The sequence below is a fragment of the Desulfovibrio sp. X2 genome (assembly GCF_000422205.1).
Lineage (GTDB): Bacteria > Desulfobacterota > Desulfovibrionia > Desulfovibrionales > Desulfovibrionaceae > Alkalidesulfovibrio.
Genome location: NZ_ATHV01000019.1, coordinates 21,492 through 47,427 on the forward strand (window position 1 = coordinate 21,492; position 25,936 = coordinate 47,427).

Genomic DNA, 25,936 nt, shown 5'->3' on the forward strand with positions numbered 1-25,936 from the left:
GAGAGTGCCATGATCGTTGTCGACGGACGCGAAGCTCCCATCGAGATCGCGCAATTCCAGAACCTGGAGCAGATTCTGCTCACCGTCATGTCCGACGAGTACATGAACGACCGCGTCGTCACCGACGTTCTGCTGAACCAGGAGAACTTTTCCGAGATCTACCCCCACCAGGCCGAGGACATCCCGGCCTCCGAGGTCAAGCAGCTCGAGATCGTGACCATGGGCGTGAACGAGATGGCGGTGAACATCACCCGCGAGCTCTACAAGGTCGTGACGCTCATGGACTCCGGCGCCAAGAAGGTCTCCGGCCTCTTCCGCCAGGCCGACGACGCCGAGGCCCTGGAGATGTACCAGGACCTGCTGGACGTGACCCGCGACTTCTTCAGCATGGTCGCCGTGCTGCGCGACGAGTTCACGCTCAAGCAGAACAAGCAGTTCGGCACCGCCGTGGACGACCTTTCGAACCTCTTCGGCGAGATGCTCGAGGTGACCGAGAACGAGGACTGGATCCTCCTCTCCGATCTGCTCGAATACGAATACATTCCGGCCGTGCAGCGGTGGAAGCAGGTCATCGCCAAGCTGCGCGAGGATATCCGGGACGTCCAGTAGGAGGACGCCATGTCCGAGAAGATAAAGATGCTCGACGATGCCCTGGCCATGAGCGAGGCCGAACTCGGCTTCCTGGCCGAGGGAGATTTCGAGAAGGCCGAGGAGAGTTCCGCCAGGCGGGGAGAGATCATCCGCCAGGTGCTCTCCATGAAGGACGAGACTTCGCCCGACGCGCTGCTGGACAAGCTGAACCAGCTGAAGAACATGCAGGGCCGCCTGACGGCCGAGGCCAAGCGCCTGCACGCCGAGCTCAAGGAAGACCTTGTGCGCGTGCGCCAGGAGACGGGCCGCTTCGGCGGCTACAAGCAGGCCGCGGGCATGCGCTCGCCGGTCCAGAGCCGCTACATCAGCAAGCGCGGCTAGCCCGCGTTCGGAGCACTGAAAAGGCGCCGTCCGCCTCGTCACCGCGAAAAGTTCAAACCCTCGCGTATGTCATGGTACGCGTCGGCCTTGAACTTTTCTTGCTCCTTGCATCCGACACCTTGTGAGCGGCCTGCGAAAAAGAGTCGGCCATCGATCTGAAGCGCGGCCAGGCCGCGTTCCTCCGGGTGGAAGGGGACGGGGCGGAGAGCCCCGTCCCCGCCTTCCCGCCCCTTTCTTCCGATCCTTTTCATAATAGCCTTTCGGATCGCGCCCCTGGTGGGCCTTCCGCCGTTTTCCGCCGTTTCTCCGCTTGTCAGGCGCGGGGGAGATGGTTACTCAGGGTACCCATGCTGACGAGGACCTTCTGCCATCTGCCCGGAGTGGGCGTGCGCACCGAGGAGAAGCTCTGGGCCGCGGGCGTCCGCGGCTGGGACGACTTCGCCCTTGCCGCGCCCCTGCTTTCCGCCCACCGCCACGCCCAGGCCGCCGCCCTGCTCGACGAGTCGCGCGAGCGCCTGGAGGCGGGCGACGCGGAGTTCTTCGCCGCCAGGCTGCCCGCCCAGGAGCACTGGCGGCTGTGGCCGCACTTCAGGGACGCCACGGCCTACGTGGACATCGAGACCACCGGACTCGGCCGCGGCAACGACCACATCACCTCCATCGCCCTGTTCGACGGCAGGAGCCTGCGCACCTACGTGCACGGCCGGAATCTCGAGTCGTTCCAGGACGACATCCTCGACTACAAGCTGCTCGTGACCTACAACGGCCGCTCCTTCGACGCGCCCTTCATCGAGCGCGAGATGAGGATCGTCCTGCCCAAGGCCCACGTGGACCTGCGCTTCGTGCTGAAAAGGGTGGGGCTGACCGGCGGGCTCAAGCGCTGCGAGAAGGCGCTGGGGCTCGACCGCGCGGAACTCGACGGGGTGGACGGCTACTTCGCCGTGCTGCTCTGGAAGCGTTTCCTGGACACGGGCGACGAGAAGGCCCTGCAGACGCTGCTGGCCTACAACGCGGAGGATGTGCTGAACCTGGGCACGCTCCTGCGCTACGCCTCGGAGCGCCTCCTCGCCGCCACGCCCTTCGCCTCGGACGTGTCCCTGCCGTGCTGCGCGCCCGTGGACAACCCCCATCAGGCCGACGAGGCGCTGGTGCGGCGGCTGAAGTCCATCTACTACCGCTGATCTGCTGATCTGCTGATCTGCTGATCCGCTGATCCGCCTGCTTGCCGACAGCGCCCGGCCTGCGCCGGTGATGCGTACCCGTTTTCTCTTCCCCGAAAGCTCTTCTGCGAACTCCTCCGCGAACTACTCCGAGAACCCCGGCGGCAGTCCGTTCGGGGACGGTTCGGGCGCGGGCGGCTCAGCGCCTTGCGCGCCGTCCGTCCCCTTCTTCTTCGGCGTGTAGATGAGGCGCAGGCCCGCACCCTCGGCCGCGGCGCGAAGACTGCCCGTGCGCGGGCGAAGCGCGTCCTTGGCGCGGACCACGATGGCCTTGCTCCCGCGCACGGGATTCACGGCCGGGCAGTGGTGCTCGCAGAAGCCGCAGCCCGCGCAGCGCTTGGCGTCCACGTGCGGCACGCGCACCGGGTTGTCCGGCTCGGGCTTGAACGAAATCGCGTCGTAGGGGCAGACCTCGTCGCAGACCAGGCACTTCTTCTTTTTTTCCCAGGCCAGACAATCCTTGCGTTCGATATACGCCGTGCCGAGCTTGGCGAAGAGCCGGTCCCCGGGCGCGACGACGCGGATGGCCGCCGTGGGGCAGGCGGGCGCGCAGGCGTGGCAGAGCGGATTGCAGAAGCCCTTCACCGGCGTGACCACCGGGCTGAACATGCCAAGGCCCCCGGCGGCCAGCCAGGCGGGCTGCAGCGTGTTCGTGGGGCAGGCCGTGGCGCACAGCCCGCAGCGCACGCAGCGGGCCAGGAAGTCCTGCTCGGGCAGGGCGCCGGGCGGGCGCAGCACGCCGGGGCCGTTCCCCTTTGCAAGGGCCGCGCCCAGGGCCGGGCCGTAGAGCCCGAGGGCTGCCGCGCCCGCGCCGAGGGCCGCGCCGCCGACCAGGGTGCGGCGCAGGGGCGAGAAGGCCGCCTGCTCCGTGCGTGTAAAGCCGAATCGTACGACGTCTTGTGGGCACGTATCGCGGCAGCGCAGGCACTTGAGGCATTCGGCGTGGTCCGTGGCCGTGAAATCGCTTCCTATTGCCCCGGCAGGACAGGCGCGGGCGCAGGCGCCGCAGGAGGTGCAGCCCTCGCCGACCGTGCGGCACCAGGGCGCGAGGCGGGAAAGGAGCCCCAGGGCCGCTCCGGCGGGGCAGAGGCAGCGGCACCAGACGCGGCTGCCCAGGAGCCCGAGCCCGAAGGCCAGGGCGAAGAAGAGCAGGGTGAAGGAGAGGGTGGCGTAGGAGGGCAGCTTGACCTCCGCGAAGGCCAGGCCCGTCGCGCCGAGGCCGCGGGCCAGGGGATCGATCACCCGAAGCCCGGCGTCCGCCAGGCGGGAGAGCCCTTCGCGCCCCGCAAGGCCCCACAGGCGCGCGGCCAGGGGCAGAGGCGCGGCCCAGAAGGCCAGGGAGACGCCGCACGCGGCCGCGGACAGAAGCCCGGCCAGCACGCCGAACTTGAGGCGCCGGGGCAGGGTACGGCCGCCCGCGCGCGGCACGTTCCTCCTCTTGCCCGCCAGCCTGCGTAGGAGCGGGTCGGTGATGTCCAGCATGGCCCCGAAGGGGCAGACCCAGCCGCAGAACGCCCGTCCGAGGACGAGGCCCGAGGCCAGGACCGCGAGGCCCGGCAGGATGGCGAGGCTCACGGAACGGTCCGCCACGGCGGCCAGCAGGGCTGCGGCCGGGTCCAGGCGCACGAGGAGGTCGCGGCCTGGAGCGAATGGGACTGCAGAGCCGCCGACAAGCGCCTCCGCCGTGCCCAGGGCCAGGAGCGCGAAGAGGACGAGGCAGACGGTCTGGACGACGCGGCGCAGAGTCATCGCGTGCGGCGCCTAGAGCGTCACCTGCCGGATCTCGAGGGCTTCGAGGTCCATGCGGCCGAGCCCGCGCTCGGCGGCCTGCCGCACGTGGCCGACCTGGCGCGCCTTGAAGCGCCTGCCGTACCACTCGAAGGCCTCCACGGCATAGGCGTCCGCGGCCACGGGATCGGCCGAGGCGATGACCGTGTCCTCCCTGAGCACCTTGCCCGGGCCGCCCGGTCCGTTGGTGGACAGCACGTAGATCGCGTCGATCACCACCAGGGCGGGCTTGAGCCTGGTGTTCAGGTCCACGATGGCCGTGTCCAGGTCGTAGCGCGAGTGCATCACCCCGCGGTTTCGGACGAGCCCCATCATTCCCTTGAGAGAGAGGCTGACGCCCGCCGAGCTGTGCGACTTGGCCGTGGGCGCGGCGATGAGCACGTCGGCGTCCAGGGCCTCGCGCAGAAAGACGTTGGACTCCATCTCCCTGGCCCCGGGGATCGCGGCCTCGCGGAAGAAGCGCTCCGCGCTCGGGGCCTGCACGATGTCCGGCCCGACGTCCCTGCAGGCCGCGCGGATGCCCGTGCGTTCGAGACAGGCCTCGGCCGAGGCCAGGGGGTTGTCCATGACCAGGATGCTCGACGCGCCCGCCTCCTTGCACATGAGGGCGATGGCGGAGACCACGGCCGGGTGGGTTACGGCGCCGGAGGCGGCGTCCGTGGCGAAGCTCATGTTGGGCTTGACGAGCACCTTCTGGCCGGGGCGGACGAAGCGCTTCATGCCCCCCAGAAGCTCCACGGCCGAGCGCGTGGCCGCGGCCGGATCCCCCTTGGCCACGCCGACGTCGGGCTCGGCCGCGGCCAGGAGGCGGGACGGGGCGAAGAGGGAGGCTCCGGCGGCCAGCCAGAGCGCTCCGGACATCTGCCATTTGAGGAAATCCCTGCGCTGCATGGGTGCCTCCCCGGGCGCGCGGCGCCCGGACTCTGCTGCGGTGCATCCTGCCGCGGCCCCGGCCGGAGCCTTCCGGAGGGGCCATGAATACGGATAATGGTCGAGAGCGGGCCGGGGGGCAAGTGGGGAATGTCCGAAAGGCCGGCCCATTCCTCGCGTTCGGCGCCGCATGGCCTGCCGGACGCCGCAACGGGGGCGGAAGGAGATTGCGCCGCGGGGAAAGCGGCGCGCGGCTCAGGCCGTTGTGCCGCGGTAGAAGGCCAGCTGCGCGGCGTGGGGGCGGAAGGCCTCGAGGAGCTCTTCCTGGGCCGCGGGCGGCATGGGGCGGAACTCGCGCGCCACCTTGGCCGCGATGCGCACGTGGTCCGGCATGCCGCAGCCCGCGAGCACGAGGTCCACGTCCTGGGAGAGCGCGAAGCGCAGCAGCAGCTCGGGCGTGACGTGGCCCTGGGGGAAGATGTAGTGGCCGCCGCCGAAGACCTTCATGCCGACGACGGCCATGCCACGGGCCCTGGCCGCCGGGACCACGCGGTCCAGGAAGCCGGGCAGCGCGCCCTCGGCCACGTTCACGGGCAGGAGCACGCTGTCCAGGGGCCAATGGGTCACGCAGTGCAGCAGCACGTCCGGGTCGTGATGGCCGGTCACGCCGATGTGGCGCACGAGGCCCCGGGCCTTGGCGTCCGTGAACGCCGTGAGCGCTCCGCCGGGTCCCTCGATGCGGGCGATGTCCTCCGCCGTGCGCACGTCGTGGATCTGCCACAGGTCCAGGTGGTCCGTGCCCAGTGTGCGCAGGCTGTTCTCCAGGTCCTCGCGCGCGCCGTCCTGCTCGCGGCGGGCGGACTTGCTGGTCTGGAACACCCGCTCGCGCGCGCCGGGGTGCCTGGCCCAGGCGCGGCCCAGGTAGCCCTCGCTGCCCGAGTAGGCGGGCGCGGTGTCGAAATAGGTGACGCCCTCGGCCAGGGCCGTGTCGATGACCGCCTCTGCCCCGGCCTCCTCCCCGAAGGTGCGCAGGATCCCCTCGCCGCCGAGGCCCAGCCTGCTCACGCTGCGGCCCGTGGAGCCGAAGAAGGCGTCGGGCAGGGCGGCGGGAGCGGAAGCCGAGGGCTGGTTCGCGGACTGGCCGGGATGCTGTTCGGGGGCGTCGGGCATGGTCTTCCTCGCGCAGGGGCTCGGGTGGGCTGGGCGCGGCTCAGGCGTGGTTGCGCAGCTTGAGCTCGATGGGATGCGGATTGAGATAGACCTGCCGGGCCAGATACTCAACCCCGTATTTGCGCACGTAGTGGTTGAGCAGCGTCACGGGCACGATGAGCGGCACGTGCTCGTCAGCATAGTGGCCGAAGACCTCGCCGAGCTCGGCCTTCTCGTCGGCCGTGAGCATGGTCTTCAGGTGTCCGGCGGCATGCTGCAGCACGTTCAGTTGGCGACGCGGCGTGGTCTTGGCCGCGAGCGCGGCCATGAGCCGGTCCTGGTAGGCGTGCAGTAGGTCGGGCAGGGGCGTCTCCCTGCCCGCGGCCACGAGGCGGCCCATCTCGCGGTAGATGGGCTGGGAGTGGGCGAGGATGAGCATCTTGTGCCGGGTGTGGAAGTCCACGAGCTCGCCGAGCCCCGGCCCCTCGGCCAGCATCTCGCGCCAGCGCAGCATGGTGAAGACGCGCTCGAGGAAGTTCTCGCGCAGCCCCGGGTCGTGCAGCCTGCCGTCGTCTTCGCAGGGCAGCAGGGGGAAGGCCTCCTGGAATGCCCGGGCGAAGAGGCCCACGCCCGTCTCCCGGGGGATGCCGCGCTCGTCGTAGACCTTGATGCGGTGAAGGCCGCTCGACGGGCTCTTGGCCTTGAAGATGAAGCCGCAGAGGTCCTCGCCTGCAAGCTCGGCCACGCGCCGGGCGCAGAAATCCTTCATCTGCGCGGTGAAGTCGTGGCCGCTGCGGCTGCCCGCGAGCCGCGGGGCGGCCGGGTCGCCGACGAGGCGCATGGCCTCGCGCGGCACGGGCAGGCCGCATTCCGTCTCCGGGCAGACCGGCACGAAGTCCACGAAGGCGCCCAGAGTGTCGTGGATCCAGCGGTCCAGCCGGTGCCCGCCGTCGTGGCGGACCTTTGCGCCGAGCAGGCAGGAGCTGACGCCCAGGCGAAGTCGCATGTCTTCCTCCAAAAAGTTCGGGCGCCTAGGTCTTCACGAACAGGCCGCTGGCGTCCACGGCGCCCGGGCCGGGCAGGACCACGTCCACGTAGGTTCCCTTGTCAGGCGCGCGAGAGAGCTCCACGGTGCCGAAGTTCTTGCGCGCGGCGAGCCGGGCGATGGGCAGGCCGAAGCCTGTGCCGTACGCCTTGGAGGAGTGGAAAGGCAGGAACAGGCTCTCCTCGGAGACGTTCTTCGGCAGGTCGCCGGTGTTGAAGATGCGCAGCTCCACGAAGCCGGGCATGATGCGCGACGGGCGCGAGGTGATCGTCAGGCGCGGATCGCCCGGGTCCGTGGCCTCGGCGGCGTTCTGCAGGAGGTGGTAGAAGAGCGGCAGGAGGGTCTCGCGGTCAGCCTCGGCCACGCGCGCCTCCGGATCGAGTTCGAGGCTCACGCGGCAGCCGTCCAGGGCCTTCTCGCCTCGCAGGAGCTCGACCATCTCCTGCAGCAGGGGCTCGATCTCCACCTTGGCGAAGACGGGCTCGCGCGAGAGGGTGGTGACGTAGACGCCCACGTTCTTGACCATGCGCTCGAGCCGCTTGGCCTCGTCGATGATCGTCTCCCCGGCCTGGCGGGCGCGCGTGTCCTCGGCCGCGCTGCGCATGAGCGCCGCCGCGTTGCCGCCGATGATCATCAGCGGGTTCCTGATCTGGTGGGCCACGCCGGCCATGACGTCGAGGTCGCAGCGGCTGGCGCTGTTGATGAAGGCGTCGGTCTCCACCAGCAGGCAGAGGTCGAAGAGGCCGTTCAGCGCCTGCGCCACGGCGGCCTGCTCGTCCTGGGGCACGATGCTCCGGACCTCGGCCTCGCAGAAGCGGTGCACGTGCGAGTAGGCCAGGCTGATGAAGCGGTGGTCCACCCCGTACTGCACGTGACGCGTTCCGCTGCGCCACAGCGCGGAGAGGAATTCGTCGCTCTGCGGGTCTTGCCACAGCCGCTCGTACCACCCCTGCCAGTTGTGGCGCAGCCGCTCCTCGGAGGTCTGGTGCTGGAGAACGATCTTGGTCTGCGCGTAGCCCGAGATGAGTCTGTACAGGAATTCGCTCATGGCCTCCTTGCGGCCGAGGAAGGCCTGGCGCCAGGGCGCGAGAACGTCGCTGACCCCGGGCGAGATGCCGAGCTGCTCGCGGAAGAAGCGCAGCCGCGTCAGCGGGGGAGAGAGGTGGGTGACGAGCATGGGAGAGAGGGTATCCATTGAGACCTTTGTAACAGCGGAGCGGAAAATTGCAACGCATTCGCGTTGACGCGGGCAGCCCTGGCGGCTAATCCTGTGCCCTCGTCACAAGGGGACACACAGAACATGAGCATACGACACGTCTTTTTCGACTTCGGCGGCGTCATCGCCGAGGAAGGTTTCCTGAACGGCCTGAAGGCCGTGGCCGCCCAGGAGGGGCGCGATCCAGAGGCGTTCTTCTGGGACGTGCGCGAGATCATCATCGCCACGGGCTACATCACCGGCCACGCGGGCGAGGCGGAGTTCTGGCGGCGCGTGGAAAAGGACCTGCACCCGGCCGTCTCCGCGGACGACCTGCGCCGCGAGATCCTCTCCCGCTTCCGCGTCAGGCCGCTGATGATCGACCTCGTGCGCAGGCTCCGCGCCCAGAAGGTCAAGGTCGCCATGCTCTCGGACCAGACCAACTGGCTGGACGAGCTCGACGCGCGCGACGGCTTCTTCCGCGAGTTCGACAAGGTCTTCAACAGCTACCGCTACGGCCACCACAAGGGGCAGCGGGAGTTCTTCGACATCGCCCTCGCACAGATGGGCGCCGACCCCGCGACCTCGCTCTTCGTGGACGACGCCGAGGGCAACATCGCCGTGGCCCGCGACGTGGGCCTGAAAGCCATCCACTTCACGGGGCTTCAGGCCTTCGCCCGCGACTTCGCGGCCTACTTTCCGGGGCTCCTGCCCCTGGCGCCGGATGGCTCCGGCAGGGAGGAGCGGTAATGAAGCGACCGAGCATCGCGCTGGCCCCGGAGGGCGTGCCCTACATCTTCATGTTCGCCTTCGCGGGGATCGTCTTCGCGCTGCTGCGCTGGCCCTTCCTGGCCGTTCTCGGCCTGGCGGCCACGATCTTCTCGCTGCACTTCTTCCGCGACCCGGAGCGCGTGCCGCCGCACGACGAGGACGTGGCCGTGGCCCCGGCAGACGGCAAGGTGGTCAAAGTGGGCCAGGCCGAGGACCCCATCACCCGCGAGCCGCGCACCGTGATCTGCATCTTCATGAACGTCTTCGACGTGCACGTGAACCGCGCCCCTGCCGCGGGCACCGTGACGCGCATCGAATACATCCCCGGCGCCTTCCTGAACGCCTCCCTGGACAAGGCCTCCGAGGACAACGAGCGCTGCATGCTGCGCATCGAGGACGGCGAGCGGTCCTGGACCGTGGTCCAGATCGCGGGTCTGGTGGCGCGGCGCATCGTCACCTGGGCGGACACCGGAGATGCATTGACGCGCGGGCTTCGCTTCGGCATGATCAAGTTCGGCTCGCGGGTTGACGTCTATCTCCCGCATGACTATGAGCCGTGTGTTGCCGAAGGCGAGCGGACCGTGGCGGGGCAGACCGCCCTGGCCAGGCCGAAGCGCGGCAAAGGCGTCTGAGAATTTGCCATTGAATTTGGACGATCACGTGGACGAACAAAGGAAGAGCTCGCTCCGGAGAAGGGGCGTCTACATCCTGCCCAACCTCATGACCACGGCGAGCATGTTCGCCGGGTTCCTGGGCATGACCATGGCCATCAACGGCGCGTACGAATCCGCCGCCTGGGCCGTGCTCGTCTCCTGCGTGCTCGACGGCCTGGACGGCAAGATCGCCCGCCTGACCCACACTGCCAGCGAGTTCGGCGTCCAGCTCGACTCCCTGGCCGACCTCGTGGCCTTCGGCGTCACCCCGGCCCTGCTCACCTATCTCTGGCAGCTGCGCGCCTACGGCCGCCTGGGCCTCATGGCCTGCTTCCTGTTCATGGCCTGCGCGGCCCTGCGCCTGGCCCGCTTCAACGTCCAGACGTCCAGCGCAGGCAAGCTGCTCTTCACCGGCCTGCCCACCCCGGCCGCGGGCTGCACCCTGGCCACGCTGGTCCTGTTCCACGAGACCCTGCCGCCGAGCGCGGTGCACGCCATCATGGCGCCGCTCTGCCTCATCCTGGCCTACGGGCTCTCCTTCCTCATGGTCAGCAAGATCCGCTACTTCGCCTTCAAGGAGTACGGCTGGTTCAAGGCCCACGCCATGGGCTCCCTGGTCACCGCCGTGCTGCTCTTCGTGCTCGTGGCTTCCGAGCCCGCGCTCCTGCTTTTCCCGATCTTCGCCTTCTACATGGTCTCCGGCATCGTCTACACCTTCATTGTCCTGCCGCGCCGCCGCCCTCGCCTCCTAGGCGACCAGTCTCAGGGGCTATCCTAGGCTCCGCCGCGCGCGGTCCGCGCGCGTCCATCCCATAGGCCCCCGGCCTCGGTGCTCGGCACCGGCTTGACAATTCTGACGAATACCCCCACGGAGGGACCAAATGAGCGACAAGATCCGCATTTTCGACACGACTTTGCGTGACGGAGAGCAGTCTCCCGGCGCGACCATGAGCCAGGACGAGAAGGTGAGGCTCGCCAAGCAGCTGGAACGGCTCGGCGTGGACATCATCGAGGCCGGTTTCCCGGCCGCGAGCCCGGGCGACTTCGAGTCCGTGCGCGCCATTGCGGGCGCGGTCTCCAAATGCAGCGTGGCCGGGCTGGCGCGCAGCGTGCCCGCGGACATCGAGCGCTGCTGGGAGGCCATCAAGGACGCCGAGAAGCCCCGCATCCACGTCTTTCTCGCCACGAGCCCCCTGCACATGCAGTACAAGCTGTGCAAGGAGCCCGCGCAGGTCCTGCAGATGGCCAAGGACGCGGTGACGCTGGCCAGGTCGCTCTGCGACGACGTGGAGTTCTCGGCCGAGGACGCCTCGCGCTCCGAGCGTCCCTTCCTGGCCACGGTGGTCGAGGCGGCCATCGAGGCGGGCGCCACGACCATCAACATCCCGGACACCGTGGGCTACGCCCAGCCCGAGGAGTTCGGCGACCTCATCTCCTGGCTGATCGCGAACGTGCCCAACTCGGGCAAGGCCGTGTTCAGCGTGCACTGCCACAACGACCTCGGCCTCGCCACGGCCAACACCCTGGCCGCCCTGCGCGCGGGCGCGCGCCAGGCCGAGGTGACGCTCTCGGGCATCGGCGAGCGCGCGGGCAACTGCGCCCTGGAAGAGGTGGTCATGGCGCTCAACGTGCGCCAGCCCTTCTTCGAGCTTGAGACCGGCATCGAGACCGAGCAGCTCTATCCCTCCTGCCGCCTGCTCTCGCGCATCATCGGCATGCCCATCCCGCCCTACAAGGCCATCGTGGGCCGCAACGCCTTCGCCCACGAATCGGGCATCCATCAGGCGGGCATGCTCAAGAACCGCCAGACCTACGAGATCATGACCCCGCAGAGCATCGGCCGCTCGGGCACGGACATCGTGCTCGGCAAGCACTCGGGCCGCACCGCGCTCACGGCCAAGCTGAAGGAACTCGGCTTCAACCTGAACGACGAGCAGACAGCCACGGTCTTCGAGGCGGTGAAGCGGCTGGCGGACAAGAAAAAGAAGATCTTCGACGAAGACGTGGAAGCCTTGGTCCTGGAAGAGATCTTCCGCATCCCGGACAAGTACGCCCTGCGGACGCTGAGCGTGCTTGCGGGCAACACCGGCGTGCCGCCCACGGCCGCCGTGGTCATGGAGGTGGACGGCGAGGAGAAGAAGCTCTCCGGCTTCGGCATGGGGCCGGTGGACGCCGTCTTCCACACCATCTCGGAGATAGTGGGGCAAAAGCCCCGTCTGCTCGAATATCTGGTCAGCGCCGTGACCGGCGGCACCGACGCCCAGGGCGAGGTGACCGTGCGCATGGAGCTCGCCGGCAAGAACGCCGTGGGCCGTGGCTCCGACGGCGACATCATCGTGGCGAGCGCCAAGGCCTACCTGAACGCGCTGAACCGTCTGGCCAAGAAAGAGGAGAAAAGAGAATGGGCCGTACTTTAGCCGAAAAGATCCTGCAGCGGCACTGCGACGAGGCGATCTCCGGACCGGGGCAGATCGCCCGCTGCCGGGTCTCCCTGGTGCTGGCCAACGACATCACCGCCCCGCTGGCCATCAAGTCCTTCCGCGCCATGGGCGCCGAGAAGGTCTTCGACAAGGACCGCGTGGCCCTGGTCATGGACCACTTCACGCCGAACAAGGACATCGACTCCGCCGAGCAGGTGCGGGGCGTGCGCGAGTTCGCGCACGAGATGGGCGTGACCCACTACATCGAAGGCGGCGAGTGCGGCGTGGAGCACGCGCTGCTGCCCGAGATGGGCCTGGTCGGCCCCGGCGACGTGGTCGTGGGCGCGGACAGCCACACCTGCACCTACGGCGGGCTCGGGGCCTTCGCCACGGGCATGGGCTCCACGGACATCGCCGCGGCCATGGCCACGGGCGAGACCTGGTTCAAGATCCCGCCGACCGTGCGCGTGGACTTCACCGGCGAGATGCCCCGCTGGCTCTCGGCCAAGGACCTGATCCTCAAGGTCATCGGCGAGATCGGCGTCTCGGGCGCGCTGTACAAGGCGCTCGAGTTCGCGGGAGAGACCGTCTCGGCCATGGACGCCGAATCGCGCATGACCATCGCCAACATGGCCATCGAGGCGGGCGGCAAGGTCGGCCTCTTCCCGGTGGACAAGGTCGCCCTCGACTTCGCCAAGGCCCACGGCCATCCTGGCTGCGAGCCCATGGCCGGTGACGAGGACGCCGTGTACGAGAGAAGGCTGCACATCGACGTCTCGAAGCTCGCGCCGCAGGTCGCCTGCCCGCACCTGCCCGAGAACGTGAAGCCGGTCGGCGAGGTCGGCGACGTGGTCATCCACCAGGCGGTCATCGGCTCGTGCACCAACGGCCGCATCTCCGACCTGCGCGCCGCGGCCGAGGTCCTGAAGGGCAGGAAGGCCGCCAAGGGCGTGCGCCTCATCGTCCTGCCCGCCACGCCGCGCATCTGGCGGCAGGCCATGGAGGAAGGCCTGTTCACGGTCTTCCTGGACGCGGGCGCGGTCATCGGGCCGCCGACCTGCGGCCCGTGCCTGGGCGGCCACATGGGCATCCTGGCCAAGGGCGAGCGCGCCATCGCCACCACCAACCGCAACTTCAAGGGCCGCATGGGCAGCCTCGAGTCCGAGGTCTACCTGTCGAGCCCCGCCGTGGCCGCCGCCTCGGCCGTGGCCGGACGCATCGTGCATCCGGACTCGCTGTAGAAGGAGACGTGAGATGATAGTCAAAGGCAAGGCCCACAAGGTGGGCGCGCACATCGATACGGACGCCATCATCCCGGCCCGCTTCCTGGTCACCACGGATCCGGACGAGCTCGGCCGCAACTGCATGGAGGGGCTCGAGCCCGGCTGGATCAAGCGCGTCTCTCCCGGCGACATCATGGTCGCGGGCGAGAACTTCGGCTGCGGCTCCTCGCGCGAGCACGCGCCCATCGCCCTTATCGGCGCGGGCATCAAGGTGGTCGTGGCACACAGCTTCGCGCGCATCTTCTACCGCAACAGCTTCAACATGGGACTCACGCTGCTCGAGGTGGGCGAGCTGGCCGAGCAGATCGCGGACGGCGACCAGCTCGAAGTGGACACCGCCACGGGCGTGGTCAAGGACCTGACGAACGGCAGGAGCATCTCCTGCCAGCCCGTGCCCCCTTTCATGCAGAACATACTGGATAAGGGCGGGCTCGTGCCGTACGTCAAGGAACGCCTGTCCAAGGGAGCATAAGCGATGAGCCTGAACATCTGCCTTCTGCCGGGCGACGGCATCGGCCCGGAGATCATGGCCCAGGCGGTCAAGATCATGGACGTCACGGCCAAGGCCTTCGGCTTCACGGTCGCAACCTCGGAGGCGCTGCTCGGCGGCGCGGCCATCGACGCCGCGGGCACCCCGCTGCCCGAGGCCACGGTCGCGGCCTGCACGGCCGCTGACGCCGTGCTCCTGGGCGCGGTGGGCGGCCCCAAGTGGGACAACATCGAGAAGTCCATCCGCCCGGAGCGGGGACTGCTCGGCATCCGCAAGGCCATGGGCCTGTTCGCCAACCTGCGCCCGGCCACGCTCTTCGACGAGCTGCGCCACGCCTGCCTGCTGCGCGCGGACATCGCGGCGCAGGGCCTGGACGTGCTCATCGTGCGTGAGCTCACGGGCGGCATCTACTTCGGCGAGCCCAAGGGCGAGGAGACCAAGGACGGCGAGCGCCGGGCCTTCAACACCATGGTCTACGCCGAGTCCGAGATCGAGCGCATCGCCCGCGTGGCCTTCGAGGCCGCCCGCAAGCGGCGGGGGAAGCTCTGCTCCGTGGACAAGGCCAACGTGCTCGACGTCTCGCAGCTGTGGCGCGAGGTGGTCATCCGCACGGCCAAGGACTACCCGGACGTGGAGCTCTCCCACATGTACGTGGACAACGCGGCCATGCAGCTCGTGCGCGCGCCGCACCAGTTCGACGTGATGGTCACCGGCAACCTCTTCGGCGACATCCTCTCGGACGAGGCCGCGGTCATCACCGGCTCCATCGGCATGCTGCCCTCGGCCTCTCTCGGCTCCTCCGGCCCCGGGCTCTACGAGCCCATCCACGGCTCGGCCCCGGACATCGCGGGACAGGACAAGGCCAACCCCCTGGCCACCATCCTCTCCGTGGCCATGATGCTGCGCCATTCCCTGGACATGGCCGCCCCGGCCGAGGCCATCGAGGCCGCGGCGCGCGCGGTGCTGAAGGAAGGCTGGCGCACCGGCGACATCATGCAGGAAGGCGCGAAGCTCGTCGGCTGCGAGAAGATGGGCAGCCTGGTGGCGGAGCGCATCGCGAAATAGCCGAGGCTCTCCTCGGCGCATCGCGCATTCCGGCATTCCCAAGGGGCCGCGGCATCGCCGCGGCCCCTTTTTCGTCACTCGGCGCAGGAAGCGGGAGTTCAATCGACCGGAATCGGATGGCAAAAAACGGCGTGGGTTATTGTCTGCGTGACCGAATTATTTTTGCGGCCCAAACGGTAGGCAACAAAAAAGCCCCCGGGGTATGAAGGAAGCCTCGGACTTGGCCGAGACGCTGATCGAGTCTCGGCCGCCGCACGGAAACGCACAAGGAGACCACATGAGCATCATCAAATGGGGACCCGAACTCGAGACCGGCATCTCTGCCGTGGATCGCGAGCACAGGCAGCTCGTGGACACCCTGAACGAGCTGCTGGGCGCCATGAGCGAGGGCAAGGGGGGCGAGGTCTGCTCGACCATCATCGGCAAGCTCGAAAAGTATACCATCAGCCATTTCACGGCCGAGGAGAAGCTCCTGGCCGCCCACGCCTATCCCGGCTGCGATCGCCAGGCGGCCGAGCACAAGACGTTCACGGACAAGGTCGCCGCCTTCAAGGCGGACTGCACGGCGGGCAAGAAATTCCTGACCATGCCGATGGCCAAGTTCCTCTCCGACTGGATGGTCAACCACATCCAGCGCCTGGACATGGGATACGTGCCTTTCCTCAAGGAAAAAGGCGTGCGCTGAGGCCGTGCCTTTTCCTGGGCAGGCCTTCGGAGAGCGGCCCCGGAGCACGGAGAACGCATGAGGAGGACGCATGGGCATCATCAAGTGGGGACCTGAGCTGGAAACCGGCATCGCTTCCGTGGACCGCGAGCACAGGCAGCTCGTGGACACCCTGAACGAGCTGCTGACGGCCATGAGCGGGGGCAAGGGCGGCGAGGTCTGCACGACCATTGTCGGCAGGCTCAACACATACGCCGCGCAGCATTTCACGGCCGAAGAGAAGCTTTTCGCCGACAGCGGCTATCCCGATACCGCGCGGCACGCGGACGAGCACAGGAAGTTCACGGACAAGGCGGCGGCCTTCCAGGCGGACTGCGCAGCGGGCAGGAAGTTCCTGACCATGCCGGTGGCCAAGTTCCTTTCCGACTGGCTGGTGAACCATATCCAGGGGCAGGACATGCAGTACGTGTCCTACCTGAAAGCCAAGGGCGCGCGCTGAGACGCGCCGTAGCGCGCCCACCCGCCATCACCCCCGAGACGGTCCGGGCGGAACGCAGCGGCAGGGTTGTCGGGGCCCCTGCGCTACCTCCCGCAGGATGCCGCGGTTCCCGCCCGGACCGTCGATTCGCCGCACCTGGGGGAGGGAGGCCGGACCTCCGGCGAGCGCCCTCCCTTCCTGCCGACGATTTCCCTCTTTTCCCCCACTTTTTCCGTTCCCGTCCCTTCTCGGTGGGGCACGCGGCTTTTGACTTTTCCAAGCCTTCTGATATCCTAATCAGTCTCGTTTAACACGTTGGAATATTTCATTTCGCCACGAGGTTGCAACGACCAGCGATGTCCGGTCTCTCCGTTCAGAATCTTTCCAAGTCCTACGGGGGCCGCGATCTCTTCGCGGCCCTTTCCTTCGACGTGGCCGACGGCAGCCGCCTTGCCCTGGTCGGTCCCAACGGCTGCGGCAAGTCCACGCTGCTGCGCATCCTGGCCGGAGTGGCCGAGGCGGACAGGGGCGAGATCAAGGCCTCCGACCCTGCGGGCGTCGGCTACGTGGCCCAGGAATTCTCCCCCGGCGACCTGGAGCAGGGCATACTCGCCTTCGTCCTGGCGGTCTTCCCCTCCTGGGCGGGCTTCTGGGCGCGCTGGGAGGAGGCGCTGGCCACGGGCGACGAGGCCGCGCTTTCGCGCCTGGCCGCGGAGCAGGCCGAGCTCGAGGCGCGCTTCGGCTACAACCCGGAGCACAAGGCCGAATCCGTGCTCATGGGGCTCGGCTTTTCCCGCGACGACCTGCACAAGAGCCTCGGGCAGTTCAGCGGCGGCTGGCGCGAGCGCGCCAAGCTCGCCCGCGTGCTGGTGCAGGGCACGAGCCTGCTGCTGCTCGACGAGCCCACCAACCACCTCGACCTCGAGGCCGTGGAATGGCTCGAGCAGTACCTGCTCGGCTTCGCGGGCGCCGTGGTCTTCGTGGCCCACGACCGCGTCTTCCTGGACCGCGTGGCGACGCACGTCCTGCCGCTCGGCACGGCCCGCGCCGTGCCGCGCCGGGGCAACTTCACGCAGTACGTGGCCTGGCTCGAGGAGCAGGAGGTCGTGCGCGCGCGCCAGGCCGAGAAGATCGAGGCGGGCATCGCGCGGCAGATGGACTACATCCGCCGTTTCCGCGTGAAGGCGCGCAAGGCGGCCCAGGCCCAGAGCAAGCTGAAGGTCGTGGAGAAGCTGAAGGAAGAGCTCTCCGAGCTGACCCCGGAGCGTCGCCGAAAGACGCTGTCCTTCAGCCTGCCCACGCCCGAGCCCTCGGAGAAGGTGGTCATCCAGGCCGTGGACCTCGTGGGCGGGTACGTCGACCGGCCGCCGCTCTGGAGCCCGCTCAGCTTCACCGTCTACCGCGGGCAGAAGATCGCCCTGGTGGCGCCCAACGGCGCGGGCAAGTCCACGCTCATCAAGCTCCTCGTCGGCCAGCTGCGTCCCCAGGAAGGACACGTCATCCTGGGCGCCAAGACCCGGCTCGGCTACTACTCGCAGCACCAGACAGAGATACTGAACCTCTCGGGCACGGTGATCGGCGAGATGCGCCGCCTCTCGGACCCGCGCTGCACCGAGGAGCAGCTGATGTCCACGCTCGGCCTCTTCCTGCTGGGCGAGGATTTCTTCGACCGGCCGGTGGAGCGCCTCTCCGGCGGCGAGAAGAGCCGCCTGGTGCTGGCCAGCCTGTTCCTCAAGCGCTGCAACTTCCTGGTGCTGGACGAGCCCACCAACCATCTCGACCTCGAGAGCCGCGAGGCGCTCATCGAGGCCCTCTCGGCCTTCGAGGGCACGCTGCTGCTCGTGGCCCACGACCGCTGGCTGATGCAGGAAGTGGCCGCGGAGGCCTGGGCGCTCTCGCACGATGGCATGACGCGGCACATGGGCGGCTTCGCGGAGTATGAGCGCTGCCGCCGCGACCAGGCCCGCGAGGCGGGCGGCGAGGAGACGGGCTCCTGTCCCGCGCCCGAGCAGCAGATGCGCAAGAGGCTCGACAAGGAGGAGAAGCGGCGCCGCGCCGAGCTGCGCAACACCCTCTACCGCGAGCTCAAGCCCAAGAAGGAGGCCTACGACAGGCTCGAGGCCGAACTCGACCAGGTGGCCTCCGCCCAGGCCGAGCTCGAGCGCGTCCTTGCCCTGCCCGAGACCTACGCGGACCAGTCGCGTTTCGTGCAGCTCACGAGCGACTACAAGCGGACCAAGGAGCGGGAGGAGGAGCTTTTCCTGGAACTCTCGGGGCTCGAGGCCGCCATAGGCGAGCTCGAGGCGCGCCGCGCCGAGCTTGCCGCCGGGGAGGAGGGCTGATGCAGGCCGCCTACCGCATCTACGGCACGGTCAAGGGCATTCCCGCCGAGGCGCTTGCGCGGCTGCGCGCCGAGTTGCCTTTTGACTCCGTGGGCTATACAAACGGCCTCTTGGACATCGACCACGAAGGTCCGTGGGTCGATGTCGACGCGGCCCTGGATCTCCTCGTGGCGGTGATGGAGGAGGGCGGCTGGGGCGGCCTGGACGTGATCGACAACCTCGAATGGCAGATCACGCGCTACACGCTCCGTCCGGGAGGCTATTCCTCCAAGTCCTTCGACCTGGACAACGTCATGGACAGCGTCCGGCCGAACTGATCCGGGCCGAACCGGTCCTGCGGGCATCGCGGGCCGACGGAACAGTGATGAGCGAACACAGGATCATCGACGTGGCTGCGGGCATCCTCTGGCAGGATGGCCGGTTCCTCGCGGTCAGGCGGCCGCCCGGCACGAGCATGGCCGGCTACTGGGAGTTTCCCGGCGGCAAGGTGGAGCCCGGCGAGTCGGCCGAGCGCGCCCTGGTGCGCGAGCTCGACGAGGAACTCGGCGTGCGTGCGCGCCAGATGGAGTTCGCCCGCGTGGCGCGGCACGACTACGACCACGTCTCGGTGCGGCTGCATTTCTTCCACGTCCGCGAGGTGGACGGCGAGCCCGAGCCCCGCGAGGGCCAGGAGATGGCCTGGCTGATGCCCGGCGTCCCCTGCGATCTGACCTTTCTGCCCGCCGACGAGGACATCCTGGCCGAGATCATTGGGCTGTCCGCGCCGGGCGGCGAAATGTAGGACCCGGCCGAGGTCCCTGCAGCAAGGAGAATGGCGTGCGCATCTGCGATCTGATCGAGCAAAAGACCCCCTTCGTCTCGCTTGAGTTCTACCCGCCCAAGGAGCGCGAGCAATGGGGCTCGTTCTTCGAGGAGGCCGAGAAGCTGAAGGCCGTGGCGCCGCTCTTCGTCTCCGTGACCTACGGCGCGGGCGGGAGCACGCAGGACAACACGCTCGAGATCGCCGCGCGCCTGAAGAACCAGATCGGCTACGAGCCGCTCGTGCACCTGACCACCGTGGGCGCCACCGAGGAGCGCATCGCCGCCTTCCTCGACGCGCTGACCAACTCGGGCATCGAGAACATCCTGGCCCTTCGCGGCGACCCGCCGCGCGGCTGCGACTTCGCGCCGGACAACGAGCGCTTCCAGCACGCCTCGGATCTGGTGACCTTCGCCCGCGAGCGCTTCCCCGGGCTGTGCGTGGGCGTGGCGGGCTACCCCCAGCCGCATCCCCAGTCGCCCACCGTGGCCGAGGACCTGCGCTGGACGAAGTTCAAGGTGGAGAAGGGCGCCGACTTCATCGTCACCCAGCTCTTCTTCGACGTGCGCCAGTATTTCGACTTCGTGGAGAGGCTGCGCTCCATGGGCATCACGGTGCCGGTGATCCCCGGCATCCTGCCCATCATGAGCCTGGCCTCCATCCGCTTCATCCTCTCCCTGTGCGGGGCCAGCATTCCCGGCTCCTTCTACCTGGAGCTGGAGGCCGCGGACAAGAAGGGCGGCAGCGAGGCCGTGCGCGAGATCGGCATGCGCTTCGCCATCGACCAATGCCGACGCCTCATTGACGGCGGCGCCCCGGGTGTGCATCTGTACACCCTGAACAAGGCGGACGCTTGCCTGCACATCGCGGGCGAGCTCAACATCTAGGTTTCCTGGAGGAACCTCTCATGGCCAAGGATCAGTTGAAGGTTGCGGTCGCCGGCGCCACGGGCGCGGTCGGCCGCGAGATGCTCAAGGTCCTCGAACAGCGCGACTTCCCCGCCGCGGAGGTCGTTCCCTTCGCCTCCTCCCGTTCGGCCGGAACCACCGTGCCCTTCAAGGGCGGCGAGCTGACCGTGCGCGAGCTGCGCGAGGATTCCTTCGCGGGCTTCGACATCGCGCTCTTTTCCGCGGGCGGCTCCACGTCCGAGAAGTTCGCTCCCCTGGCCGCCAAGGCCGGCTGCGTGGTGGTGGACAACTCGAGCGCCTGGCGCATGGACCCCGAGGTGCCCCTGGTCGTGCCCGAGGTCAACCCCGACGACCTCGAATGGCACAAGGGCATCATCGCCAACCCCAACTGCTCCACCATCCAGATGGTCGTGGTGCTGAAGCCCCTGCACGACGCGGCGCGCATCAAGCGCGTGGTGGTCTCCACCTACCAGGCCGTGTCCGGCACGGGCCAGAAGGCCATCGTGGAGCTGGAGAACCAGGTCCGCCGCCTGATGTCCGGCCAGGAGGCCGTGGCCGAGGTCTACCCGCACCAGATCGCCTTCAACTGCCTGCCGCAGATCGACGTCTTCCTTGAGAACGACTACACCAAGGAAGAGATGAAGATGGTCAACGAGACGGTCAAGATCATGGGCGACGCGTCCATCAAGGTCACCGCGACCACGGTGCGCGTGCCGGTGTTCTACAGCCACTCCGAGTCCGTGAACCTGGAGTTCGAGCGGCCGCTTTCGCCGCAGCAGGCGCGGGCCATCCTCTCGCAGGCCCCGGGCGTGCACGTGCTCGACAACCCGCGCGAGAAGATCTACCCCATGGCCGTGGACGCCGCGGGCGAGGACGACACCTTCGTCGGCCGCATCCGCAAGGACGAGACCGTCGAGAACGGCCTGAACATGTGGATCGTGGCCGACAACATCCGCAAGGGCGCGGCGCTGAACGCCGTGCAGATCGCCGAGACCCTGATCCTGAAGGACCTGGTCCGGGTGAAGTAAAAGAAATGAACACCATTCCTGTCGTCGACAGCGACGAATATCTGAAGCGGCTCCTGGCCGCGCACAGGCCCGGCGGCGAGAAGATGCTCGCCTTCTACGAGCACCGCCTCGGCGTCATCGGCACCGACCCGCGCCTCATGCTCATGCTCTGGGACGACCATCTGGTCCACCGGGGCGACGGCGTGTTCGAGACCATGAAGTGGGTGGACGGAAAGCTCTACCAGCTTGACCCGCACCTGAAGCGCATGCAGTGCTCGGCAGGCTCCATCTTCCTCGCGCCGCCCTGTTCCCTGGAAGAGGTGAGCGGGATCTGCATCCAGGTGGCCAAGGCCGCGAACAGGCCGAACGGCATGGTCCGCGTGCTGCTCGGCCGCGGCCCGGGCGGCTTCGGCATCGATCCCCTGGAGTGCCCGCTGCCCGCGCTCTACGTGGTGGCCTACACCTTCACGCCCAAGAGCGAGGAGGCCTACGCCAAGGGAGTCACCGCGTTCCGCACGAGCATCCCGGCCAAGCAGAGCTACATGGCCACGATCAAGAGCACGGACTACCTGCCCAACATGCTCATGAAGCGCGAGGCCGTGCAGAAGGGCTTCGACTACCCGATCTGCTTCGACGAGCACGACTTCCTGGCCGAGGGCGCGGTGGAGAACGTCTGCATCGTGGACCGCGACGGCGTGCTGCGCGTTCCGGCCTTCGACAACTGCCTGGCCGGCACGACCATGCGCCGGGCCATGGAACTCATCTCGGGCGAGCGCAAGGTGGACTTCGGCAAGATCCGCGAGTCCGAGATCTACGAGGCCCGCGAGTTCATCGTCGTGGGCACCACCGTAGACGCGGTCAGCATCGTCCGCTTCAACGGCAAGCCCATCCACGACGCGCGTCCCGGGCCGGTGGCCAAGCGGATGCGCGAGCTTCTGAAAAAGGACCTGCAGGAGAACGGCATCCCCGTCTACAACGCGTAGCGGGTCATGGCCGGGTCCGGGGGCGGCTGCACAGCCGCCCCCGGGCCCGGAATGCCGGTGTCATGATGCGTCGCTCGATCTGTCTGTTCAATTCCAACCGGGCGTGGGGCGGCGGCGAGAAGTGGTTCTTCGACCACGCGCGCCTGCTTTCCGAACGCGGCTGGACGGTCAGCGCCGTGGCCAACGTCCCCTCGGAGCTCGGCGACAGGCTCGAGCGCAGGGGCGGCATCCCCCTGCTGCGGCTGCCTCTCGGCAACACGAGCTTCCTCAATCCCGCCATACTGCTCAGGCTGTCCGCCTTCTTCCGCGCCCAGGGCGTGGAGAAGGTGATCTTCGCGCTGCCCGCGGACATGAAGGCCGGAGGACTGGCCGCCAGGCTGGCGGGGGTCCCGGACATCATCTTCCGCCGGGGAATCGCGCTGCCCACGCGCGACACGTTCTTCAACCGCTTCCTCTTCCGCCGCGTGCTGACCAAGCTCCTGTGCAACTCGAACGACACGAAGCGCATGGTCCTCTCTAAGAACCCGGCGCTGATCCCGCAGGAGAGGATCCGCGTGATCCCGAACGGCCTCGATCTCGCGGCCTTCGACGCCCAGCCGGGGAAGCCCCTGGTGCCCGTCGAGCCGGGCCTCGTGACCATAGGCGCCGCGGGCAGGCTGACGAAGCAGAAGGGCCACGAGTACCTGCTGCAGGCCGTGGCCGGGCTGAAGGGGCGGGGAGTCCCCTTCCGGCTGCTCCTGGCCGGTTCCGGCGAACTGGAGCAGGACCTGCGCCGCCAGGCGGACGGCCTCGGGATCAGTGACGTGGTGCGCTTTCTCGGCTTCGTCGAGGACATCAAGGGCTTCTACGCCTCCCTGGACGTGCTGGCCTGTTCCTCCCTCTGGGAAGGCTTCGGCTACACGCTCGTGGAGGCCATGGCCATGCGGCTGCCCATCGCCTCTTTCGGCGGCAGCAATATTCCGGAGATAGTGGCGGACGGGGAGACGGGGCTCTTGTCCCCGCCCCGTGACGCGACGGCCCTGGCGGCGAACCTGGAGCGGCTGGTCCTCGATCAGGACCTGCGAGCGGGCATGGGGGAGGCCGGAAGGCGGCGGCTGGAGGCGCTCTTCACCACGGAACGCACCCTGGGAGAGCTTGAGGGGTTTCTTCTCGTCTGACGCACGGCTTGCACCCGCCGTTCCTGCCGCCTGCCGGGGTCGATGGCGGCAGGCTGCGGCTGCTGATCTTTTCTTTCTACTGTCTGCCGGCTACTTTTCGATCTGCTGGATGCCGTCCAGCTTCCACATGGCCTTGGGGTCGGCTTCGTCGCGCACGAAGGTCCAGACCTCGCGCACCTGCTCCGTGGTCGCCATGGCGCGGTTCTCGCGCATGGTCACCTCGTAGTAGACCGTGGCCGAGGTGGCGCGGCCCTGCTGCTTGACCTCCATGAGGCGCGCGTTGATGACCAGCACGTCCGTGGGAGCGGGCGTGGGGTCATCCTTGGCCTGGCGCTCGATCTCGCCGTACATGTTCGGGGTGGTGAACTCCCGGATGTCGTCCAGGTCGCGGCCGCTCCAGGACTCCTGCAGGCGGGCGAAGACGATCTTGGCGCCCTTCATGAACTCGTCGGCGTCGAATCCGGCGGGGAGATGCACGCCCTCGGCCACGTCGGCCTGTTGTCCCAGTTCCGGGCCGCGCCGCTCGGAAGGGGAGCGCAGGGCGTCCCAGGCCTGCTCCGCGGCGCGGTAGCGGGCGTCGCGGCCGTATCCCTGGCCGGACTCGAAATCGTCGCTCTCCATGCCGCCGTGGCTGTTGTTGCCGTAGTGGCGGTCCGTCGGCCCCCTGCGCCCGCGCGAGCCCAGGAAGCGCACCACCACCCAGATGAGCATGCCGATGATCAGGATGTCGAACACGCCGACGCCTCCGAAGGGGTGGCCGAAGAACATGGAGCCGAGCAGCCCGCCGTAGAACATGCCGCCGAACGGGCTCATGCCGCGGCGCATGGGCATGCTCTGGCCCTGGCCCCCGGGGGACATCCCACCGGGCGAGGAGGGCTGGGAGAAGCCGCGCGAGGGCGAGGGAACCGGACGGCTGTAGCCCGAGCCGCCGCCGAAGGACCTGCCGCCGCCCAGGCGGGAGGCCTCTGCGCCCTGCGGCGCCGCGAGGCAGATCGCCGCGAGCAGGGCGGCGATGACGAGAAAAATGGATTTCGATGACATGATGGACTCGTGGATGCTCTGGGGGCCTCGGGCCGCCGCCTGGGGCCCTCGGTGCGGAACGCGCCGGTGAAACCGGCGTCCGGATGCGTGCCGCGGCGGCTACTCGATGAGGCCCAGGTTGCGCAGGAGATGCAGGAACATGTGCTTGTCGATGGGCTTGGGGATGTAGGAGGTCGCTCCGCCCTTGTAGTAGGCCTCGACCACGTTCTTGGGGTCGTCCAGGGCCGTGGTCATGACCACCTTGACCTCGTCCTCGCCGCGCCTGCCTCGCTCCTTCTCCACCTGGCGGATGAGGCGCAGGGCCTGCTGACCGTCCATCTCCGGCATCATGATGTCCATGGTGATGAGGTCGTAGGGACGTTCCTCGTCCAGGGCCTGGGTGAAGGCCTCCACGGATTCCTGCCCGTTGACCGCGATGTCGCATTCGGCAAAGGGAGCCAGTATCTTCTGCAGCAGCTTGCGGCTGGTGAAGTCGTCTTCGACGATGAGCGCGCGCATGTTCGAACCTCGTCCTGTCGTGAATTCTGCCTTCTACATAGAGCCTTTTCAGATTAAATCAAGGCCGCCACAGGCTCTTCGGCCCGCCCTGCCTTCGCTCCCGGGCGGCCTGCAGCCTTGCCGGGAGCGGCTGTTCGCGCTACCGCCCTGAGGCGGAAGCACCGCTCGAGCGGAGTGAAAAAATCATGCGACAGGAGACGGACATGGACATGCGCCCCTTCGAAGAGGCCTTCGCGGCCTATGCACGAGGCTTTTTCCGCGGCGAAGGGGACGACTACGCGCACGAGGTCAAGCTCGACCATTCCCTGCGCGTCTATGCCGAGGCCCGGGGGCTGGCGGATGCGCACGGCGCGGCCCTGGCCTCCGCCGGAGTGCCGCGGCGCGCGGCCCTGCTGGCCGGGCTCTTCCACGACGTGGGGCGTTTCACGCAGTACGCGCGCTACAAGACCTTCAACGACCCCGCCTCGGCCAACCACGCCCGGCTCTCCGTGCGCGTCTGCCTCGAGCAGGGCTTCCTCGCGTCCGTGCCCGAGGCGGAGCGCCGCCTGGTCTACGGCGCGATCATGCTGCACAACCGGCGCGGCGTGCGGCGCGCGGCGGACACGCCGCTCGGCTTCCTGGCCCGCCTGCTGCGCGATGCGGACAAGCTCGACATCTACACGGTGATGCTCGACTACTTCTCGGCCGAGGGCGAGAAGCCCGCCTTCATGCGCCTGCGCACGGAGGAGCATCCCACGGCCTACAGCCCCGGCATGCTCGCGGACCTGCGCGGGGGCCGCCTGGCGAGCTACGCCGACCTGCGCTGGAGCAACGACTTCAAGCTGCTCATGCTCTCCTGGGTCCACGACCTGAACCTGGCCGCCTCGGCCAGGGCCTTTCTGGAGCGGGACTACGTGGGCCGCATGGCCGCGCTGCTGCCGCCCGCGCCCGAGCTCGCCGACCTGCCCGCGCTCCTGCGCGCCGAGCTCGCACGCAGGGCCGCTCCCTGATCCGAGGCTCGAGCAGACCGCCGAACGGCCGCAACGACCCCGAGCGCTGAACAGGCGCCGGAGTTCTGCCTGCATGCGCAGAACTTGCCTTCGTCCGCAACTCCCACTATCAGAAGGCATGGGGGGCACAGCCGGCGCGCATGGTCTGC

At 68.4% G+C, this 25,936-nt stretch carries 27 protein-coding genes; 20 read left to right on the forward strand and 7 right to left on the reverse strand.

Annotated features, from left to right (window positions below):
• Positions 1 to 9: 9 nt before the first annotated feature.
• The 3 genes from DSX2_RS06915 (at position 10) to DSX2_RS06925 (ending at position 2,153) form a co-directional block, all read left to right on the forward strand.
• Positions 10 to 609, forward strand: coding sequence for a hypothetical protein (locus DSX2_RS06915; protein ID WP_020880452.1), 600 nt, complete (start codon positions 10 to 12; stop codon positions 607 to 609).
• 9 nt (positions 610 to 618) lie between these two features.
• Positions 619 to 972 (forward strand): hypothetical protein, encoded by a 354-nt coding sequence (locus tag DSX2_RS06920; RefSeq protein ID WP_020880453.1) that lies wholly within the window; start codon positions 619 to 621, stop codon positions 970 to 972.
• A 347-nt stretch (positions 973 to 1,319) separates the two neighbouring features.
• A complete protein-coding gene (locus tag DSX2_RS06925) occupies positions 1,320 to 2,153 on the forward strand; it encodes a ribonuclease H-like domain-containing protein (RefSeq protein WP_020880454.1) in 834 nt (277 codons plus the stop codon).
• A 123-nt stretch (positions 2,154 to 2,276) separates the two neighbouring features.
• Here DSX2_RS06925 and DSX2_RS06930 read toward each other — a convergent pair whose 3' ends face one another.
• The 5 genes from DSX2_RS06930 to DSX2_RS06950 form a co-directional block, all read right to left on the reverse strand.
• On the reverse strand, positions 2,277 to 3,941 hold the full coding sequence (locus DSX2_RS06930) for a 4Fe-4S binding protein (protein WP_020880455.1): 1,665 nt from the start codon (positions 3,939 to 3,941) through the stop codon (positions 2,277 to 2,279).
• A 12-nt stretch (positions 3,942 to 3,953) separates the two neighbouring features.
• Positions 3,954 to 4,871: a DUF362 domain-containing protein gene (locus tag DSX2_RS06935; protein WP_020880456.1), complete on the reverse strand. Its 918-nt coding sequence runs from the start codon at positions 4,869 to 4,871 to the stop codon at positions 3,954 to 3,956.
• Between the two features lie 234 nt (positions 4,872 to 5,105).
• Entirely contained in the window at positions 5,106 to 6,020 is a 915-nt protein-coding gene (locus tag DSX2_RS06940; RefSeq protein ID WP_020880457.1) for an aldo/keto reductase, read from the reverse strand.
• 40 nt (positions 6,021 to 6,060) lie between these two features.
• Complete coding sequence (locus DSX2_RS06945; RefSeq protein ID WP_020880458.1) at positions 6,061 to 7,005, reverse strand: DUF523 and DUF1722 domain-containing protein; 945 nt, start codon at positions 7,003 to 7,005, stop codon at positions 6,061 to 6,063.
• Positions 7,006 to 7,030: 25 nt separating this feature from the next.
• Positions 7,031 to 8,239: a histidine kinase dimerization/phospho-acceptor domain-containing protein gene (locus DSX2_RS06950; RefSeq protein WP_020880459.1), complete on the reverse strand. Its 1,209-nt coding sequence runs from the start codon at positions 8,237 to 8,239 to the stop codon at positions 7,031 to 7,033.
• Between the two features lie 105 nt (positions 8,240 to 8,344).
• Between DSX2_RS06950 and DSX2_RS06955 the strand changes: the two genes are divergently transcribed.
• From DSX2_RS06955 to DSX2_RS07030, 16 genes are all read left to right on the forward strand, one after another.
• Positions 8,345 to 8,989: an HAD family phosphatase gene (locus tag DSX2_RS06955; protein ID WP_020880460.1), complete on the forward strand. Its 645-nt coding sequence runs from the start codon at positions 8,345 to 8,347 to the stop codon at positions 8,987 to 8,989.
• Positions 8,989 to 9,642 (forward strand): phosphatidylserine decarboxylase family protein, encoded by a 654-nt coding sequence (locus tag DSX2_RS06960; protein ID WP_020880461.1) that lies wholly within the window; start codon positions 8,989 to 8,991, stop codon positions 9,640 to 9,642. Before DSX2_RS06955 ends, DSX2_RS06960 begins: the two co-directional genes overlap by 1 nt.
• A gap of 28 nt (positions 9,643 to 9,670) precedes the next feature.
• Positions 9,671 to 10,441: a CDP-diacylglycerol--serine O-phosphatidyltransferase gene (pssA, locus tag DSX2_RS06965; protein ID WP_020880462.1), complete on the forward strand. Its 771-nt coding sequence runs from the start codon at positions 9,671 to 9,673 to the stop codon at positions 10,439 to 10,441.
• 103 nt (positions 10,442 to 10,544) lie between these two features.
• On the forward strand, positions 10,545 to 12,080 hold the full coding sequence (locus tag DSX2_RS06970; RefSeq protein WP_020880463.1) for a 2-isopropylmalate synthase: 1,536 nt from the start codon (positions 10,545 to 10,547) through the stop codon (positions 12,078 to 12,080).
• Positions 12,065 to 13,324, forward strand: a complete 1,260-nt coding sequence (gene leuC, locus DSX2_RS06975; RefSeq protein WP_020880464.1) for a 3-isopropylmalate dehydratase large subunit — start codon at positions 12,065 to 12,067, stop codon at positions 13,322 to 13,324. Before DSX2_RS06970 ends, leuC begins: the two co-directional genes overlap by 16 nt.
• 13 nt (positions 13,325 to 13,337) lie before the next feature.
• On the forward strand, positions 13,338 to 13,838 hold the full coding sequence (locus tag DSX2_RS06980) for a 3-isopropylmalate dehydratase small subunit (RefSeq protein WP_020880465.1): 501 nt from the start codon (positions 13,338 to 13,340) through the stop codon (positions 13,836 to 13,838).
• Positions 13,839 to 13,841: 3 nt separating this feature from the next.
• A complete protein-coding gene (gene leuB / locus DSX2_RS06985) occupies positions 13,842 to 14,921 on the forward strand; it encodes a 3-isopropylmalate dehydrogenase (protein ID WP_020880466.1) in 1,080 nt (359 codons plus the stop codon).
• Positions 14,922 to 15,198: 277 nt separating this feature from the next.
• On the forward strand, positions 15,199 to 15,606 hold the full coding sequence (locus DSX2_RS06990) for a bacteriohemerythrin (protein WP_020880467.1): 408 nt from the start codon (positions 15,199 to 15,201) through the stop codon (positions 15,604 to 15,606).
• 70 nt (positions 15,607 to 15,676) lie between these two features.
• The gene (locus tag DSX2_RS06995) at positions 15,677 to 16,084 is read left to right on the forward strand and encodes a bacteriohemerythrin (RefSeq protein ID WP_020880468.1); all 408 of its coding nucleotides are present in this window, start codon (positions 15,677 to 15,679) and stop codon (positions 16,082 to 16,084) included.
• Between the two features lie 335 nt (positions 16,085 to 16,419).
• On the forward strand, positions 16,420 to 18,405 hold the full coding sequence (abc-f, locus tag DSX2_RS07000) for a ribosomal protection-like ABC-F family protein (RefSeq protein ID WP_020880469.1): 1,986 nt from the start codon (positions 16,420 to 16,422) through the stop codon (positions 18,403 to 18,405).
• Complete coding sequence (locus tag DSX2_RS07005; RefSeq protein WP_020880470.1) at positions 18,405 to 18,722, forward strand: hypothetical protein; 318 nt, start codon at positions 18,405 to 18,407, stop codon at positions 18,720 to 18,722. Before abc-f ends, DSX2_RS07005 begins: the two co-directional genes overlap by 1 nt.
• A 47-nt stretch (positions 18,723 to 18,769) precedes the next feature.
• Positions 18,770 to 19,186 carry a (deoxy)nucleoside triphosphate pyrophosphohydrolase gene (locus DSX2_RS07010; RefSeq protein ID WP_020880471.1) on the forward strand — a complete coding sequence of 139 codons (417 nt, stop codon included), beginning with the start codon at positions 18,770 to 18,772 and terminating at the stop codon, positions 19,184 to 19,186.
• A gap of 35 nt (positions 19,187 to 19,221) precedes the next feature.
• Positions 19,222 to 20,091, forward strand: coding sequence for a methylenetetrahydrofolate reductase [NAD(P)H] (gene metF / locus DSX2_RS07015; protein WP_020880472.1), 870 nt, complete (start codon positions 19,222 to 19,224; stop codon positions 20,089 to 20,091).
• 20 nt (positions 20,092 to 20,111) lie between these two features.
• Positions 20,112 to 21,140 carry an aspartate-semialdehyde dehydrogenase gene (locus DSX2_RS07020; RefSeq protein ID WP_020880473.1) on the forward strand — a complete coding sequence of 343 codons (1,029 nt, stop codon included), beginning with the start codon at positions 20,112 to 20,114 and terminating at the stop codon, positions 21,138 to 21,140.
• 5 nt (positions 21,141 to 21,145) lie between these two features.
• Positions 21,146 to 22,102: an aminotransferase class IV gene (locus DSX2_RS07025; RefSeq protein WP_020880474.1), complete on the forward strand. Its 957-nt coding sequence runs from the start codon at positions 21,146 to 21,148 to the stop codon at positions 22,100 to 22,102.
• A 62-nt stretch (positions 22,103 to 22,164) separates the two neighbouring features.
• A complete protein-coding gene (locus tag DSX2_RS07030) occupies positions 22,165 to 23,259 on the forward strand; it encodes a glycosyltransferase family 4 protein (RefSeq protein WP_020880475.1) in 1,095 nt (364 codons plus the stop codon).
• Between the two features lie 90 nt (positions 23,260 to 23,349).
• On the opposite strand, the gene DSX2_RS07035 is transcribed toward DSX2_RS07030, so the two are convergent.
• The gene (locus DSX2_RS07035; protein WP_020880476.1) at positions 23,350 to 24,300 is read right to left on the reverse strand and encodes a Tim44 domain-containing protein; all 951 of its coding nucleotides are present in this window, start codon (positions 24,298 to 24,300) and stop codon (positions 23,350 to 23,352) included.
• Positions 24,301 to 24,399: 99 nt separating this feature from the next.
• Entirely contained in the window at positions 24,400 to 24,798 is a 399-nt protein-coding gene (locus DSX2_RS07040; RefSeq protein ID WP_020880477.1) for a response regulator, read from the reverse strand.
• 203 nt (positions 24,799 to 25,001) lie between these two features.
• Here DSX2_RS07040 and DSX2_RS07045 point away from each other — a divergent pair, with 203 nt between their 5' ends.
• Positions 25,002 to 25,787 (forward strand): HD domain-containing protein, encoded by a 786-nt coding sequence (locus DSX2_RS07045; RefSeq protein ID WP_020880478.1) that lies wholly within the window; start codon positions 25,002 to 25,004, stop codon positions 25,785 to 25,787.
• Positions 25,788 to 25,936 lie beyond the last annotated feature (149 nt).